The sequence below is a fragment of the Cohnella hashimotonis genome (assembly GCF_030014955.1).
GTDB lineage: Bacteria > Bacillota > Bacilli > Paenibacillales > Paenibacillaceae > Cohnella > Cohnella hashimotonis.
On sequence record NZ_JAGRPV010000001.1, the window covers coordinates 6,091,068 to 6,108,817 of the forward strand.

Annotated in this window: 11 protein-coding genes; 2 read left to right on the forward strand and 9 right to left on the reverse strand. The window is 61.8% G+C overall.

Going from position 1 to position 17,750, the window contains the following annotated elements:
- Positions 1-36: 36 nt before the first annotated feature.
- Positions 37-774 carry an IclR family transcriptional regulator gene (locus KB449_RS24545; protein WP_282912897.1) on the forward strand — a complete coding sequence of 246 codons (738 nt, stop codon included), beginning with the start codon at positions 37-39 and terminating at the stop codon, positions 772-774.
- A 370-nt stretch (positions 775-1,144) separates the two neighbouring features.
- Here KB449_RS24545 and KB449_RS24550 read toward each other — a convergent pair whose 3' ends face one another.
- The 6 genes from KB449_RS24550 to KB449_RS24575 all read right to left on the reverse strand — a co-directional run bounded on the left by KB449_RS24550 (position 1,145) and on the right by KB449_RS24575 (position 11,487).
- Entirely contained in the window at positions 1,145-2,371 is a 1,227-nt protein-coding gene (locus KB449_RS24550; RefSeq protein ID WP_282910880.1) for an MFS transporter, read from the reverse strand.
- Positions 2,372-2,389: 18 nt separating this feature from the next.
- On the reverse strand, positions 2,390-5,821 hold the full coding sequence (locus KB449_RS24555; protein WP_282910881.1) for a glycosyl hydrolase: 3,432 nt from the start codon (positions 5,819-5,821) through the stop codon (positions 2,390-2,392).
- Positions 5,818-8,028 carry an alpha-L-rhamnosidase C-terminal domain-containing protein gene (locus tag KB449_RS24560; protein ID WP_282910882.1) on the reverse strand — a complete coding sequence of 737 codons (2,211 nt, stop codon included), beginning with the start codon at positions 8,026-8,028 and terminating at the stop codon, positions 5,818-5,820. Before KB449_RS24560 ends, KB449_RS24555 begins: the two co-directional genes overlap by 4 nt.
- A 37-nt stretch (positions 8,029-8,065) precedes the next feature.
- Entirely contained in the window at positions 8,066-8,881 is an 816-nt protein-coding gene (locus KB449_RS24565; protein ID WP_282910883.1) for a carbohydrate ABC transporter permease, read from the reverse strand.
- Between the two features lie 11 nt (positions 8,882-8,892).
- Entirely contained in the window at positions 8,893-9,771 is an 879-nt protein-coding gene (locus tag KB449_RS24570) for a carbohydrate ABC transporter permease (protein ID WP_282910884.1), read from the reverse strand.
- Positions 9,772-9,858: 87 nt separating this feature from the next.
- Positions 9,859-11,487 (reverse strand): ABC transporter substrate-binding protein, encoded by a 1,629-nt coding sequence (locus tag KB449_RS24575; RefSeq protein ID WP_282910885.1) that lies wholly within the window; start codon positions 11,485-11,487, stop codon positions 9,859-9,861.
- Positions 11,488-11,858: 371 nt separating this feature from the next.
- Between KB449_RS24575 and KB449_RS24580 the strand changes: the two genes are divergently transcribed.
- Entirely contained in the window at positions 11,859-12,935 is a 1,077-nt protein-coding gene (locus KB449_RS24580; protein ID WP_282910886.1) for a LacI family DNA-binding transcriptional regulator, read from the forward strand.
- 157 nt (positions 12,936-13,092) lie between these two features.
- Here the strand turns inward: KB449_RS24580 and KB449_RS24585 are convergent, their stop codons facing one another.
- The 3 genes from KB449_RS24585 to KB449_RS24595 form a co-directional block, all read right to left on the reverse strand.
- Positions 13,093-15,573: a heavy metal translocating P-type ATPase gene (locus tag KB449_RS24585; protein ID WP_282910887.1), complete on the reverse strand. Its 2,481-nt coding sequence runs from the start codon at positions 15,571-15,573 to the stop codon at positions 13,093-13,095.
- Positions 15,574-15,671: 98 nt separating this feature from the next.
- Positions 15,672-16,031, reverse strand: a complete 360-nt coding sequence (locus KB449_RS24590; RefSeq protein WP_282910888.1) for a metal-sensitive transcriptional regulator — start codon at positions 16,029-16,031, stop codon at positions 15,672-15,674.
- 501 nt (positions 16,032-16,532) lie between these two features.
- Positions 16,533-17,594, reverse strand: coding sequence for a LacI family DNA-binding transcriptional regulator (locus KB449_RS24595; RefSeq protein ID WP_282910889.1), 1,062 nt, complete (start codon positions 17,592-17,594; stop codon positions 16,533-16,535).
- Positions 17,595-17,750: the final 156 nt, after the last annotated feature.

The window sequence follows — 17,750 nt, forward strand, 5'->3', positions numbered from 1 at the left end:
GAAAACAAGAGCAAAAACAAGACGGTTATCAAGTCTATGGATCTATTGAATTTGTTTTTGAATCATAACAAACTCAGCATGAACGACATCATCCGCTTGTCCGGCGTTCCCAAATCCTCCGCCCACCGCATGATCGGTTCGCTGGCAGACATGGGCTTCCTGACCAAGGATCAGGACGGCCTGTACGCGCTCGGCCTGTTGTTCCTTCAGTTCGGCAATCTGGTCGCGGAGCGGCTCGATATCCGTCATGTCGCCGCGCCCGACATGCTGCGGCTGCGGGACGGCATCGACGAAGCCGTTCATCTCGCCGTACGCGACGGCGACTTTTCCATGTACGTCGAGAAGCTCGACACGGACCATCCCGTGCGGCTGTTCACCAAGATCGGCAGAAAGGCGCCGCTCTACGCCGGCGCGTCTTCGCGTATTTTACTGGCCTTCATGCCCGATGCGGAGCGGGAACGTTATCTTAGCGAAGTCGAACTCGATAAGATCGGAGACGGTACGATCGTCAGCATGGCCAAGCTGCGGGAGACGCTGGCCTTGACCCGGAAGACGGGTTACAGCTTCAGCCGGTCCGAGCTGGAGAACTACACGGCGGAGCTGTGCGCGCCTATCTTCGATCATGCCGGACGAATGGCGGCCGGGCTCAGCATCGCCGGTCCGGAGGTCCGATTCGGCGAAGACCGCCTGCCCGAACTGATCCGGACCGTCAAGCAGACAGCTTACGACATCTCGCGAAAGCTCGGCTACGCGGGACCGCCTATTACGCTGTAGCGGCGGTCGACTAGCGCCGGGAACGCACGAATGGTCCGCTCACCCACGCTAACGGGATGCGAGCGAATAGCGCAAAATTGCGCTACTATCGCTCACACATCCCCAGCCCGCTCCTCCGCCGCTAACCAGATACGCATGGATAGCGCAAAATTGCGCTATTCTCGCTCGTACAGCCCAGCCCGCTCCTCCGCCGCTAACCAGATACGCATGGATAGCGCAAAATTGCGCTATTGTCGCTCGTACAGCCCAGCCCGCTCCGCCGCCGCTAACCAGATACGCATGGATAGCGCGGAATAGCCCGAAATGCAAAGAAGCCGCCCCAGAGTCATGTTCATGACTTTGGGGACAGCTCCTTATGTTGCGTCTCGAGTCATTTCCCGGTTTTGCCGCGCACGGACGGGAGCAGCAGCAGGAACGGCACAAGCGCCGCCCAGCCCGCAAAGAAAGATAGGGCGAACACGGCCGGCAGCCCAGCCCGCTCGGCCAGCGCAGCTCCGATGAGCGGCGCGGCGATGCCTCTGAAGCCGACCAGCGACAAGTAAATCCCGCTGAAGGAAGACAGGTAGCGCCCCGACGAGCGTGACAGATAGTTCATCCACGCCAGGTCCATGCCCGCCGAAGCGATGCCCATCGCGAATGCGCCGGCCGCGGCAGGCCAGAAACCCGGCAGCAACCAGTAGGCCAGCGGCAGCAGCGTGCCCGCCGCGGCGCACCAGGACAGGACCGGGATCGCCGTTCGCTTGTCGATGACATGCCCCCAGATCGGGTTGAACAACAGCGCGGCGGCCGTCGTCGCCATGCTGATCAAGCCGATCTGCCCATTGTCGAGGTTCATTTTCCCAACTTGGTACACCGGATAGACGGATGCCGGCAGCAGCATAAAAAACTCGTAAATAAATACGCCGGCGAGCAGCAGCTGGAAGCTGCGGTCCGCGCGAAGCGCGGAGAGCGTCTCCGTCCAACGCGCTCCCCCGGAGGCGGCCTTCTCCTCTTGCGCCGACTCCGGCTCGCGAATGCGCGCGAACATGCAAATGCCGACGACGCCGAGGACGAATCCGATGAGCGCCGCCGCGCGAAAGTCGTCCGCCAGCCATTTCCCCGACACGTATGTCCCCGCAAGCGTCGCCAGCCCCGCGGACACCCGGACGATGGACATATAGGTCGCCCGCTTGCCTTCCGGATAGATGGATCGCATCAGACCGACGTAAGCGGGCGTTGCCACGCCCTGGAGCGCAAAAAAGAGCAGCGTCAACGCGGCCAGCGATAGCGGATCGCTAACGAAAGCCATCGGCAGCAGCGCAAGCCGGGCCGCTCCGTGGAACAAAAAGACGAGCCTTACCTTGCCGTATCCCGCCGTAAGCTTCCCCCAAAATATCGCCAGCAAATTCGCGGCTGCCGCAGCGGAAGCGATCGCGGCCGTATGCCACGCGCCGCCTCCGAAGCGGAGCGCCATGACCGCCAGATAAGGGACGATCATGCCGATGCAAAGGCTGTTCACGACCGCGGCCGCGATGTCGATACGCCAATTCCTGCGCAGCAGCGCATGCGACTCGCCTGGTGCCAGCGCTTCGGAAGCTTGCTCGTCGGCTTCGCTCATGCCGGCTCCTCCTCCCCGCTATGCCCCGGTTGGGTTCCGCGACTGCGCGGGCAGCTTCGATCGCAAACGGGGCTCTGCCATCCCCGCCGGCACGAGCGCGTACGCTTCGCTGTATGCTGCGCCCTCCGTGAGCCAGTTGCTTGGCGCATAGTATGGCGTCAGCACCGGCAGCTGGTGGAGCGGTCCGAACGTGTTGCGCCGCGTCAGTATCCACTTTACTTCAAGCTCGCTCTCGCCCGAGATCGGCACTTCGTACGGATGCCAGACCACGGTATGTGCGCCGGTATGCCTTCTAGTCTGTGCATCGCCAGTTTGTGCCTCGCCATGCTGCGCCTCGCCAGTCTGTGCCTCGCCAGTTTGCGCCTCGCCTCCCGCGCCTGCGTCCGTGCCTGCTTCCGCTTCACGAACGACGATCGCGGCCGCTCCTTCGCCGAACGCAGCGTACAGTTCGCCGCCGGCATGCGCCGTTCCGAGCGTCGCAGCCACGCGCGCCACCTCTTCGCGGCTAATCCTGTAAGTGATCGCTCCGCCGTAAAAAGGCAGTCCCTGCCCCAAAATATCGCCCGCCTCAAGCCGCTCCGGCAGACGCGTCAGCGTCGGCTGCGTCCCGTTCAGAACGACGCCGAAGCCGCCGAGCAGATAGAGGTTCTCCAAGTCGAAGTCGGCGTGCAGATCTGCGGACACTTCGAGCAGATTGCCACCCTGCCGCAATTGCGCGGGCGCGATGCGCAGCTTTACGAAGCAAGGATCGATCCACCAGCCTTCCGGTGCCGACGTGTCGATCGCTATGCCGTTCAGCTTGATCTCAAGCAGCTCGGGACGCTCGGCCGCCAGATACAGCTCGCCCTGCGGAATCTCCGCAGCGTCGAATGCGAAACGCAGCGACAGCCTTGCCCTCTCCCCCGCGGATTCGGCCAGATATTTGCGCCGGTACCAAGGCTGGATCATGTCTCCTGCCCGCAGCGGCAGCCCGCGCTCGCGGCGCGCGGCGGCGTCGATCCGCAGCACCTCCTCGGCCGGACGCCATTCGCCGTCGTCCAATCGCCATTCGGCCCTGTCGAGCACGCAAACGTTGGGCTCCTCCAATGCGTACGCGAACGGCCCTTGAAGCGGCATCTCTGCGGCGTCAGCGAGCCGAACCGCGGCAGGCAGCGTCTCCTCCGGGACGGCCCGCCCGTCGCTCACGACGAAGACGCGCTCGCCGGACGGCGGAAAATCCGTCGTCAAGACGAGTGCATTGCCCTCGCGAAACGCCTCCAATGCAAATCGTTCGCCTGTGAGGCAGTTCCACTCCTCGACGGCCGCGGCGCTCGCCCACAAGTCGTTCGCCACCAAGTCGCTTGCCACCAAGTCGTTCGTCCCCGAGTCGTTCGCCCCCGAGTCGTTCGCCCCCGAGTCGTTCGCCCCCGAGTCGTTCACCCCCGAGTCGTTCACCCCCGCGGCGCTCGTCCCCGGACAGCCCGCTCCCCCACCGCCAACCGGCGCCGGCAGCCGGATCGTGACATCGCGCAGTTCATTCGTCCTGTCCATGTTCATCAAGACCACGATCGTCCGACCGCCTAACCGGCGAACTTGCGTGTGAATGCCCGGCAGCGGTTCGCCGCCCGCGCCCTGCGCGGACACGATCGCGCCGACACCGGCCCCCGCGCGCAGCAGCGCCGCCAGCTCCGCCGTCTCGCAGCGGATCGCCTGCCCTCCGTCGGCGAATCCGGCACACCACTCGCTCGGCAGCGCGTCCACATAAGCCGGCGCCTCGCCCGCGAACACGACCCGGCCGCCCGCCGCCGCAAACCGCTCCAACAGCCGCAGCGTATCGCTCCGGATCGTCGTCATGCCGGACACGAGCACCGCGCGATAGACCGCGCGGCCGACCCGAAGGCGCGGCGTCCCGTCTTCCCCCGTTTCGACGCATGCCAGCCTTGACATCATTTCCTCGTCGCCGTAGTCGAAGTCGATTCGTTCCCCCGCCAGCAGATGGTACAGCGCCTCGAACTTGCGCTCGAGCTCCCGGACCGCCGGCGACACCGCCGACAGGCCTCGCGACCAGTCGGGATACGTCTGGCACCAGACGCTCTCGACCGGATGGACGACCAGCAGCTCGCACGCCGGCTCTCCCTGCGACAGCAACAGTCCGAGCCGTGCGTAGTACGTCTCTACGGTCTCGTACTGCCGCCACCAGGCGGACTGGTAGAAAATGCTCGCGGGGTAATCGCGCTTGGCCTCGCCCGCCATCGTGTACCAGGACAAGTGATGACAGCGGAGGTTAATGCCGAGCAGCGCCTGCCAGTCGCCCACCGCCTTGTGCCCTTGCAGCGTCATCTGCCAGCCCGTACAGCCGTACAGCTCCGACATGAGCCAGGGCCGCCCGAGCTGGCGCGCCGCGGAAGAGAGCTGCTTGACGATCCAGTAATCGACGTTGCCTTCGGTCAGCACGTCAACGCCGGGGTGACTCATATGCTCGTAAAAGCGCATGACCGAGCCGACCATCGCGGTCTGGGCCGTCAGGCTGTCCTCGTGCAGCGTATGTCCGGTCAATGCGATCCCGTTCGCCTCGCACCAGTCGCCGATCGGCTTCGCGAAGCTTTCCATGAACAGCTCGGTCAGCAGCTCCGCGTAGTGCCATTTGACCTGCGAGACAGCGCGGCCCTCGATCTGCAGGAACAGCTCCGGCAGTCGCGGCGCCAGGTCGTAGCCGAACCGCTCGCGAAATCGCTCGAACAGCGATGCCGTCCAGGGCGCGAGCCATTCCGGATCGGGATTGGCGAGCCCGAAGCCGTCCAGCAGCGCGCCGCGGTGAGGCTCGTCGGTAAAAATGCCTTTGATGGAGCGCCCCAGCCGGTCGCCGCACGCATTTTTGTAGGCTTCATGGGTCAGCTCGATAAAGCGGTCCACGGCCTCGCGGTTCATCGTGTCGACATAAGTGTAGCCGTTGTAAAAGCTCTCGCTCGCCTGCTCTTCGACGGTGAAACAAAGCGCCCACCGGCCTGGCGCGGGCCGCTCTCCATCCGCAAGCTGCCGCACTTCGCTCGCGGCGAGTCCGTCAAGCGCGCACTCGAACAAGGCAAGCGGCGGATCCTGAGGCGGAATGAATGCCTCCGCGCCGCTGACGCGCAGCCGGATGAACTTCCGGCGGTAATCGGGCTCCCGCGTAACGAGTCCGCCGGCTGTCCCGCTCGGCCATCGGTCCTCGTCGTACAGCCAAGCCTCCATGCCAAGCCGCTCGGCCTCGTCCGCGCACGCGTTGATCAGCTTCATCCATTCCTCGCCCATGTATTCGGTCGCCAGCCCCGTCCGCGAATGCATGAAGAAGCCGCCGAAGCCCATCTCCTTGAGGACGCCGATCTGGCGGATCAGCTCCTCCTGCCGAAGCTCGCCGTTCCAGGACCAGAACGGCTTGCCGCGGTAATCGACGGGCGGACGTTCGAACTGTTCCTGCAGCAGGCCGCTCATCTCGATCCGCTCCTCTCCGATTGCGCCTCCAGCGATTCGCCGCCCCGGCGGACCCTCGCCGCGACGCCTGCTACAACGACCTCGACGCCTTCCGGAACGTGAATCTCGCCCGTCAATTCTCCTCCCGTCTCGCGCCGCCAGGAGACGGCGATCGTACCGCGCGGCGTATGCACGGTGCCCGAACAGCGCGCGATGCCGCCGACCGCCGTCGGTTCGAAGCGTACAGCCGCGAACCCCGGCGACAAGCACGTCACGCCCAGTACCGTCTCGGAGATCCACTTGACCGGCGTGCTCGACCAGGAATGGCACAGGCTGATCCGGTAAGAGCCGTACGACTCGTAGGTCGTCAGCGCGTCGTGGTAGTCGCCCCCCGCGTACGAATCGGTGTAGGTCTCCCAAAAGGTCGTGGCGCCACGGTCAAGCATGCCGCCCCAGACCTGCTCGATGATGCCGTAGGCGCGGTCGTGCATGCCGTACCGGGAGCAGCATTCGGCGAACTGGTAGGCGGACAGCGGCGTCACCGGATCCCGCAGCTCGTAGCTCGATAGAAATGCCCGCGCCCGCTCCTCGCCCACCATGCCGGCCGAGATACCGAGCGCCTTGACCGCAAGCCGGTTGTCCGGACGCATGAATTCTTCCTCGTTAGTCAGCGGCCGCGGAGGCAGCTGTCCGATACCGAGCGCCGGCAGATCAGCCGACAGTCTGCCTAGCGCGGAGAGCGTCATGCCGTAGATCGCCTGCAGCCCCGAAGCCCGTTCCTCCGCGGTGAGCGGCACCCATTCGATCAGGATGCTGCCCTCCGGCGACAGCCGGCCCGTCGTTTCATCCGTGTTTTCGAACACCCATCCGGCATGACGCCGCAGCGGTTCGCTCATTTCCAGCGCAAACGCGCGGTCGCCCGTATAAAAAACATATTCGGCCACGGCCTGAATCCACCACAGCGTGTATTCGCAGATGCCGTTCATCCATTTGCCATGCGGCGTGCCCTCTCCCAGCTCGCGGAGCGCGCGCCGGATAACGGCCGTGTCGTCCCACAGGAAATAGCACGAGCGCGCCGCCATGTACAGGTCGAACGTCCAGTTGAGCCGGTCGCGCTTGATTCCGTCCCAGAGCCCGATCTGATGGCAGATTCGGCTCGTATGGGCGGATACGTCGTAGACAAGCGGCAAGCGGGTCGCGTCCGACGCGAACGAGCCGGTCTGCTTGAGCGCGACCTGCACCGCCTCGAACCGGACGGATGCGGCGAACGCCGCTCCGGCCTCGCCGAGGAAGAACAGGCGCACGAAGCGCATGCCTTGCGGCAGCGTATGAAGCGACTCTCCCGGCGCGGCGCTGAACCATTCCGTAATGCAACCGTCGTAGCGCTCCAGCTCCTGCATCGATTCCGCGCCGTTCCATAGCACGGTAAGCGCGGAGGTCCCTTCGTTGACGAGCAGGATTCGCGCGTTGTGCTCGCGTTCGAGATCGACTGTCGCCTGCGGCAGCGCGGCGAGATCGAGCCGCTGCTGGGCCGCGCGACGGAGCGTCCATTCGTTCTGCTTGCGGAGATGGTAGAACAATTCCAGTCGCTCCGGCACCGGATCTTCGAGCGGCGCCCCGCCGCTGCCGGCGAGCGTGCCGCCGAAGCGCCAAGCGCCGGCGCCCGCCGGCGAAGCGTCCACGCCGAAGCGCTCCGGCACGGTCGAATCCTCGAGCGGAGTCGCGACGATATCGCCGTAGCCGCCACGAACGAACCAATCCGGCGACGATTCAAGGTCGCCGAACGGCTCCTCGCCGAGCAGCGCGACGACGTCGGCGCGCTCGCCGTCCGCGAGCCAGTCCTCGCCGCTCGGCAGCCATAGCCCTTCGCCTTCGACAAATCCGATAAAACCGACCGTGCGCGCGTGCAGGTAGGCGTTGACGTCGGCGATCGGATAGTCGTCCTTCGCCACGATCTCGACGCTAAGCGTGTGCCGGCCCGCCGGGATCGACGCGGGGAAGCCAGCGACGCTCGCAAACGCTGCGGCCGCGGCCGGGGATTCGACGATGCGGCCGACGATGTCGCCGTTCCAGCGGACGACGGCCGCGCCAGTAAGCGCCACGCGAAATACGGCGCCCTCGATTGGCGCGTCTGCATTCAGATGCGCGGTCAGCGTCAAGCTGCGTTGTTGATGGCGTTCCCGATGCCAGATCCACTTGGGAAGCGCGCGGTTGTTAGCGATGTCCAAGATCAGTCAGCCTCTTTCCGGGCAATTCGGTACGCGCTCACGCCTTCACGGCGCCGGTGACCATGCCTTCGATGTAATACTTCATGCCGAACAGAATGAGCAGGATCGTCGGCACGCTGCCGACGATATAAGCGGCGAAGGACAGTCCAATGTCCGTCCGGCCCGAGCGGTTGAGCCCGACCGCGGCCATCGTGAACGTCTGGTGCTCCTGGCTCAGCACGATAAACGGCCACAGGTAATCGCTGTATACCGCAAGGAAGGTGACGATCGCGACGGTGACGAGGATCGGCAGGCTCAGCGGCAGCGCAATCCGGGAGTAGACGTAAAATTCGCCGCCGCCGTCGATCCGGGCCGCCTCGAACAGCTCCTGGGGCAGCGACTCGTAAAAGGTGCGACACAGCATGATGCCGAGCAGCTGCGTGCCTGCGATGTAGGGCAGGATCAGGCCCAGGTAGCTGTTCGTGAAGCCCAGATTGTTGATAATCGCATAGAGCGGCACGATGTTGAGCAGCGACGGGATCATCATGACGCCAATCAGCATCAGGTACAGCAAGCCGCGCAATGGGAAACGGTGCCGGGCGAACACGAAGCCGGACAGCGAACCGAGCAGCACGGCGCCCAGCACGGTGACGAAGCAGACGTATAGCGAATGGCCGATGCTGGCTTTGACGGCGTCCCAGGCGGCCGAATAATTTTCCCATTTGAGCGCGGACGGCAGACCCCAGAAATCGACGAGAATCTCGATCTGGTCCTTGAACGAGAAGTAGATCAGCAGAAAAAAAGGCACGAGCGTAGCGACGAGAAGCGCAACAAGCACGGCGGAGCCCGCCCATTTCGACATGCGCGCGGTCATGGCAGGACCTCCTAGTAGTCGGTTTTGAGAAACTTCATATTAAACAGCGTCAGCGCGAGTATAACGAGGAACAACGATACGCCGATCGCGGAGCCGTAGCCGTACTGCGAGCTGCCGAACGCGGCGTTGTACATGATCATCGCCGGGTTGGTCGTCGCGACGCCGGGGCCGCCGCCCGTCATGACCATGATCTTGACGAAGTCTTGGAGGCTGCCGATGATCGTCAGAATGGTCACTACTTTGAATTGAGGCACGAGGAACGGCAGATGAATTCGGGTGAAAACCTGCCAGCCGTTGGCGCCGTCGATTCGGGCCGCCTCGATCTGCTCCTGGCTCATGTTGCCGATGGCCGCGTAGAAGATCAGGAACGGAAGACCGGCGATAAACGGGAAGTTGTAAAAAACGATCGCCCATAGCGCGGTGCTGTCCTCGCCAAGCCATGCGTGAACCCAGCTCTCCAGGCCTACCAGCGTCAGCAGTTGGTTCAGCAAGCCGTTGTTCGGGTCGTAAATGTTCTGCCACAGCAGGATCGTCACGATGCCGGGCAGCAGCATCGGCAGGATGAAGCCGGTTCGGAACGTATATTTGATTCTCGGTCCGCCGATCAGGAAGATCAGCTCCGCGGCGATCAACGGAAATACGATCGCTTTGACCACGTCCGTCAGCGTGTAGATAACTTGATTGACGGCGCCTGTCCGGAAGCTTGAGTCGCCGAACATCGTCCGGAAATTGCGCAGCCCGGTCCACTTGGACTGAACGAGATTCCAATCGGTAAAGGAATGGAAAAACGCGAGAATGACGGGATAGTAAAGAAAGACGACGATAAACAAAAAAGAGGGCAAAAGAAACAAATAGGACAGCCCGTATCTTTTCCATCGCGCCGTATTCATGGCATCAGCTCCTTTGAAGCGGGACTCGCGCCGGCCTAGGCGGCCGGGAGCGCCATCGGGCGCCCGCCGGACCGCTTGCGCGCGGGTTTAAGGGTTGGTCTTGGGATCGAGGTCGAATTTGTTGTCCGCGATGTACTTCTCGTTCGTCTTTTTCGTGTATTCGGCTTTCTTTTGCAGGAACTGCTCGAGCGTAATTTTGTCGTTGTAGTATTGGAGCTCCAGCGACTTCCCTTCGGCTGTCGCGTTGGGCTCGGCGGCCGGGTTGCCGTTGGCGATCTGGCCGATCGAACCGTTCATGTTGCCCGCGACCTTAAAGCCGTCCAGGTACGAATTAACGACATCGGGCAGCGTGACGCCTTTGACGAGGCTCGGTCCTTGCACGAACTGGCCGGCTTCGATCGTCGTCGTGAACACCTTTTGCGCTTCCTCGGGCGAATACAGGAACTGCAGGAAATCCTGGGCGCGAGCGACCGTGTCGGCGTCCTTCTTGGCGGTGACGGAGAGCTGGTGGCCCGGCACGAGAATGCCGCGCGGGTCGCCCGGGAAGTTCGGATCGGCTTCCTTGAAGCCGGGGAACTTGAAGGTGCCCCATTCGAAGCCCTTGTCGCCCAGCGCTTGCTGATCCTTGAGGATCTGGCCGACCTGCCAGCTGCCGTTCCAGTAGGCGGCCGCCTTGCCCGAGATGAACAGCTGGTAAGCGTCGGCATCCTTCATCGTCGCGTAGCCAGGCTGCAAATACGTCGACAGCTGCTTCAGCGTGGACCAAATTTTCTGCTCGGCCGGCCCCACCGGATCGTATTTGCCCGACTTCCACAGCGCCATCGTGCGCTCTGCGTCGACGACCGCGCCGATATCGAAGAACGGATCGTTCGGATCGTATTTGACCTTGCCGTTGATCGCTTCGACCTCCGGCGTATTGCGGGCGTCTCCCGGCTGCACGAGGATATCGGGAATCAGCGAACGGTTCGCCCAGTCCTCGAACGCGCCTACCATCCAGCCTTCGTAGTCGGAGCCGGTCGCTTGCGACATCGCGAGCGGGATGATCTTCTGATCCTTGAGCTTCTGCAGGTCTGCGAACAGATCCTCCCAGGTCGTCGGCGTCTCGGTGATGCCCGCCTTCGCGAACAAGTCTTTGTTGTAATAGAAGCCCGTGCCGACGAGATCGAACGGCAGCATGAAGATGTCGCCGTCGGCGGTGTAGGCGTATGGCCAGTAATCGCCGTTGATGCCGTCGTAAAGCGTCGTGCCGTTGTTGTAGGCATTTGGCGCCTTCACGAAATCGTTCAGCTTCAGGATGTAGCCTTTCTTGACGTTGTTGGCCGGCGTATCGCCGAGCAGGTTGGCGTGCACGATATCCGGCGCATCGTCGCCGCCTGCCGCCATCTTGGCCTGAAAGGATGTCTGGTAGGTCGTGTTGTCGGACACGATGTCGATCTTGACGGTCGTCTCCGGATGAAGCTTCTGGTAGTCCTCGGCCGCAAGCTGAAGTCCTGCCGTATAGTAATTGGTGATCGTGGAGAAAACGATCGTCTTCTTGGCTTTGGGCTCGCCAGCCGATGCGGAAGCGGTTCCGGAGGCGGATACGGATGAAGATGCCCCGGCATCCGAAGCCGAGGACGAAGCATTGCCGTTGCCGTTCGAGCCGGAGCAGGCGGAGAGCGAAGCGACGGCGAGCGAGGAAGCGAGCAGCAAAGCCGTTTTTTGACGAACATTCATTTGTGAAGTTCCCCTTTCCAAATGAGTTTTTAATAAAACGTTTTTATTCACTGGTGCCATACAGCGCTAAAATTCGAGAAAAAATGCCGTGATTACGGATTTCGTCTCCGTTGACGATTTACCCGTGTTCGTTTTCCGCGCTGTAAGCCCTTTCTTTTCTCTTGCACAATCAGCATATCATTTTCCGCAACGTATTCTCAACATTAAAATAAAACGTTTTTATTACTCAAAAAAACCGCGTCGCATAAGGATTATTGAGAAAATCGCCTATTAAAACGCTGCCAAAATCGGCATGCTTGGATGAATTCGATGCCTATATCCGCATGATTTATGCTATATTGATAAAAACGTTTTAAGCGAGGTTGCAGCCGATGGTTACAATCAAAGATATAGCTCGGGAAGCCGGCGTCTCCATCTCGACCGTCTCGTTCGCGTTTAACGGCACGGCGCCCGTCGCGCCCGAGACGAAAGCCCGCATCATGGAAGTCATCAAGCGACTGAACTATCAGCCGAATTCCGCGGCCCGCGGACTCGTGACGCGCAAGACGAACAGCGTCTGCCTTTTCACGCCACATCCCGCCACCGACTTCTTTTCCTTTTCCGGCAACAATGACTTCAACGGCCTGCTGCAGGGGATCGGCGAGGTGCTCGACCACAAGGATTACAACCTGCTGCTCGCTTGGGACAGTCTCGGCCATAAGACCAAGACGCCCAAGCTCGTTAAGCTGATGCGCGAACGGGCGATGGACGGCGTGCTGATCTGCTTGCCCGAGCACGATTTTCAGACAATCGAGGAGCTGACCGAACAAAATTTCCCCGTCGTCATCGTAGGGAGCAACAGCCAAGCGAACCGCGTCAACTCGGTGGACGTGGACAATTACGAGATTTCGTATAAAAACACGCGCCATCTGCTTGGACTCGGCCATCGCCGGATCGCCTTCATCAGTCCCGGACCGCTTAATTACCTGGTATGCGAAGACCGGTACGAGGGCTTCAAGGACGCGATGGAGGAAGCGGGACTGCGGCTTAGGGACGACTATTTGTACATCGGCGACGAAAAGGAACAGAGCGGCTACAAGGCCGCGGAGCACTTCCTGACGCTGAAGGAGCCGCCCACGGCACTCGTCGCGGGGCGGGATGCGCAGGCGGTCGGCGTCATCGACTACGCCCGGGCGCACGGCACCTCGGTGCCCGGCGACCTCGCGATCGTCAGCTTCGAGAACAGCGCCGCCGCCGTCAAGTACGGCATCTCCTCCGCCACGACCAATCTGTACGAGATCGGCAAGGAAGGCGCGAGGCTCATGCTGAAGCTGCTCGGCCGCAAAAAAGACCGTGCCCCGCAAAACGTCGTCATCCCCTCCGAGCTGGTCGTGCGCGAGAGCTGCGGGGGGCGGTCTAGTGCTTTGAATGCCGATGTGAAGGCAGAGGCTGACGCGGATCAGGCATAGAACAACAACCGTCGATTATCGGTTCATCGATAGGCCCGAATCTTGCGGACACCGACGATGAGGAAGTCAGATCTGCAAAACGCAAAAAGGGATGAGGCAGAGGGCCGCTCTGCTTCATCCCTTTTTGCGTTTTGCTCGAAAGCTGTGTAGCTGTCGGTTAGGACCGCAGCTTCGCCCGCTGCAGTCGCAGCGCGTTCAGCACGACGGATACCGAGCTGAGCGCCATCGCTGCGCCGGCGACCCAGGGCGCGAGCAGGCCGATCGCCGCCACCGGGATGCCGACCGTGTTGTAGCCGAGCGCCCAGAACAGGTTTTGACGGATGTTGCGCATCGTGAGCCGGCTCATCTCGATCGCGTCCGGGATGCTCGCGAGATCGCCCCGCATGAGCGTGACGTCAGCCGCCTCCATCGCGACGTCCGTCCCCGTGCCGACCGCCATGCCGACGTCGGCCGTAGCGAGCGCCGGCGCGTCGTTGATGCCGTCGCCGACCATCGCGACCTTTCGGCCCGCCGCCTGCAGCTTTTTCACCTCGGCCGCCTTGCCCTCCGGCAGCACTTCCGACAGTACGCGGGAGATGCCGACCTGGGCCGCGATCGCCGCGGCCGTGCGGGCGTTGTCCCCCGTAATCATGACGACCTCGATCCCCATCGCCTGAAGTCGGGCGACCGCAGCTGCGGAAGTATCCTTCACCGTGTCCGCCACCGCGATCGTTCCTGCATACAAGCCATCGAATGCCGCGAGCATCGCCGTTTTGCCCGCTTCCTCAAGCCGCGTCATCGTTTCCGATGCCGTCACCCCGATCGCCACGTTCTCCCGTTCCAGAAGACGGCGCGTGCCGACCAGCACCTGCCTGCCCTCCACGACCGCACGCACGCCGTAGCCGGGCAGCGCCTCGAACGATTCGGCATCCGGCAGCGCGATGCCGCGCTCGCGAATGCCCGCTACGATCGCTTCCGCGAGCGGATGCTCGGAGTTTTTCTCCGCCGCGCCGACGAACCGCAACAGTAGGGAAACCTTATCCCCTTCGCTCAGATATGCCTCAGCATCTGCTGTTTCGTCCGAGATGATGACGTCCGTCAATTCCGGCTTGCCCCGCGTGACGGTACCCGTTTTATCCAGCACGACCGTATCGATGGCCTGCGTCATCTCCAGGTGCTCGCCGCCCTTGAACAGGATGCCGAATTCGGCCGCCCGGCCGGAGCCGGCCATAATCGAGGTCGGTGTCGCCAAACCGAGCGCGCACGGGCAAGCGATGACCAGAATCGCAATCGCCTTCTCCAGCGCCCCGGCGAAGTCCCAAGGCTGCACGAAGAAATACCAGACGAGAAACGCCGCGACCGCGATGCCGACAACGATCGGCACAAAGATGCCCGATATCACGTCCGCCACGCGCTGAATCGGCGCCTTGGAGCCTTGCGCTTCCTCGACGACTTTGACGATTTGCGCGAGCGCCGTGTCCTTGCCGACTTTGGTCGCCCGGATGCGCAGTCTGCCGTTTTTGTTGATCGTGGCGCCTATAACCGCGTCGCCCGCTTTTTTGCCGACCGGCAAGCTCTCCCCCGTCAGCATCGATTCGTCGACGGAAGACTCTCCCTCGATGACTTCCCCGTCAACAGGCACCTTCTCGCCCGGCCGGACCAGCACGACATCGCCGCGTACGACCTGCTCCACCGGGATCGAGAGCTCCGCGCCATTTCGTACGACAAGCGCCGTTTTCGCCTGCAGGCCCATCAGCGACTTGATCGCCTCGGACGTGCGGCCTTTGGCCAAACGCTCGAACCACTTGCCCAGCAGCACCAGCGTAATCAGAATCGCGCTCGTCTCATAGTACATCGGCGGCGCGTGGTGCACGCCCATTTTCGCGGACGCCCAATCGACCGTAAGGTACAAGCTGTAGAAATAAGCGGCAGAAGTGCCAAGCGATACGAGGACGTCCATGTTGGCGCTGCCGTTGCGCAGCGCTTTGTAGGCGCCTACGTAGAAACCGCGACCGATATAAAACTGCACGGGCGTCGCCAGCGCCAGCTGGAACCAGGGGTTCATGAACAGCTCCGGTACGTAGATCCATGCGGTAAAGGAAAAGTGGCCGACCATGCTCCAGAGCAGGGGCAGCGACAGGATGGCGGAAAAAAGCAGCTTGCGCAATTGGCGGCTGCGCTCGGCTGCGCGTCGGTCCGCTCCGGCGTCGTCCGCTTCGTCGCGCTTCGGCGTCGCCTTATATCCGAGCTGCTCGACTTTATGCTGCATATCGGCGACCGACACTGTTCCGGGTACGTATTCGACCCGGGCCGTTTCCAGCGCCAGATTAACGGACGCGGCGCTGACGCCCGGCAGCTTGCCGAGACCCTTTTCGATCCGTGCGGCGCAAGCGGCGCAGGTCATGCCTTCGATCGAGAAGTCCGCCGTCTCCTTAACCGTATCGTATCCCAGCTTGCGGATCGTCTCCTCCATCGCGCCAACGCCGACGCGTGACGGATCGTAGCTGACGCTTGCTTTCTCCAATGCGAAGTTCACATTGGCAGCGTCGACGCCTTCAAGTTTGACAAGGCCTTTCTCGATGCGATTCGCGCAAGCTGCGCAGGTCATTCCCGTTATAGCCAATGTCGCCTGCTCCGTACCTTTCGAGTTCGACTCCATCGTGTACAATACCCCCCGACCCTATAATTTAAGCCATAAGAAAACGGCGTATCCGCCGCGAATGGTTGATTTGGATGATCGATTCATTCAAGCGCTCTTTACTTGATGAGCTTGTTCATCGTCGTCATTAATTCGGCCAGCACGTCGGTATCGCCCTCCTGGATCCGCTCGACGACGCAGCTCTTGAGATGATGCTCAAGCAGCAGCTTGCCGACGCCGTTCAACGCCGATTGTACGGACGCGATCTGATTCAGCACGTCGTCGCAATAAGTATCCCGCTCGATCAAGCCTTTGATGCCCCTCACTTGGCCTTCGATGCGATTCAGCCTGCTGATCAGACTGCTCTTGACCTTATCCGAGTGGTGGCTTTTGCGCTCTCCGCCCTCGTGGTGGCAAGACTCCGCTTCGTCGCCCTCGAAGAGCGGCTTGTAGGCTTCGGGATTAACGGTATCGCTCATGATCGCAGCCCCCTTCTCTTGCAACAATTATACTCCCCCACCCTATGTAAAAGCAAGCGTAATGATGAGTTTTTGCGCGGGGCGTAGCGGTGATAGCGGTACGGATTGCCGCTCCCCCATGCGTAGCGGGCCCTGCGGGGTCATAGCGGCATGGATTGCCGCTAAACCGCCTACGTAGCGGACCTGCGGGGTAATAGCGGCACGGATTGCCGCTAAACCGCCTGCGTAACGGGCCCTACGGGGTCATAGCGGCAGGGATTGCCGCTAAACCTCCTGCGTAGCGAGCCTGCGAGGTAATAGCGGCACGGATTGCCGCTAAACCTCCCCGTGTGTGGCCCGGCGGAGGAGATAGCGGCATTTACTGCCGCACTGCAATTGCGCCGGGGTGGCTATGGTGCGAATATCGGATTTTTTTCCATTAAGTTACTGCGCCGAAATGGTTTTGTCGCGGATAAAGAAACTTTTTGCGGCCAAACGCCGGCGCTAGGTTAGCTCGCACGCTCAATAAAACCGCAGCCCCGCGTCGCTCGAAGCCGGATCGCTGGACGCGCGGACGACGAGCTGCGTCGGGATGACGAGCTTGCGTGCCGGCGAGCGTTTGTCCGCGATGATCTCCAGCAGCAGCCTGGTCGCTTCGGCGCCGATGTCGTACAGCGGCGCCTTCACGCTCGTGATGCCGTGATGCTCCGCGAGCGTCGTGTTGTCGAATCCGGTGACGGCCAGCTGCCCCGGCGTCCCAAGTCCCGCCTGCCTCGCCGCGGCGATCGCGCCAAGCGCCAGCATGTCGCGGCCCGCCACGATCGCAGTGGGCGGGTGCGGCAGCGCGAGCAGCTCCGCGGCGATCCGGTAGCCGGTCTCCGCGCTGAAGTCGCCGACCCACACGTACTCGGGGCGCAGAGGCAAACCGCTAAGCGTCATCGCCCGCTGGTAGCCGGTGAGCCGGTAGAAGCTCAGCATCGTATCGAGCGGGCACGGTGCGATAAAGGCGATGTCTCGATGCCCGAGCTCGATCAGATGCCGGGTCGCCATCTGCGCGCCGGCAATATTATCCATGTCGACGGAATGATAATCGGTCCGGTTGGACAGCTCCCCGAGCGTCACGAGCGGAACGTCGTTGTCCAGCAGCAAGCCCGGAATTGGATCGTCCACATGCGGGCTCGGGTAGATAACGCCGCCGATCGCGCCCGAACCTATAATTTCACGCTCGATATCGGACAGCTGCTTGTGCCACAGCAGCGTCAGACGACTGCCCGACTGGCGCAGTTGCTCGCCAACCCCTCTTAATAAATCGAGAAACGTCTCGTCGAGGTACATTCGATCCTTATTCTCAAACGCCTCTGGCACGAACAACGCGATCTCCGTCTCATTTCTGGACGGGACGCTCCGCACGATCGGCCGATAGTTCAAGCGGGCGATCGCATCGCCGATTTTTTTTCGAGACGCTTCGCTGACCGGCGCGCTGTCGTTCAAGTAGTTGGATACGGTCGCCGGCGCAACGCCCGCTGCCTGCGCCACGTCCCTGATCGTCACCTTCAATGTCGGAACACCTCTTATTTTAGCCATACGCGCGCTTTTCTCCCCATTTTAACACCGAGCCGTCTCTTGAACAATTTGACGCACTATATTTGTTTAATTAAACATCAATTAAATATTCATTGACGATTTTCTTTTTTTTAGATATGATCTCGACGAAAGCGATTACAAGGAGGGATTAAATTG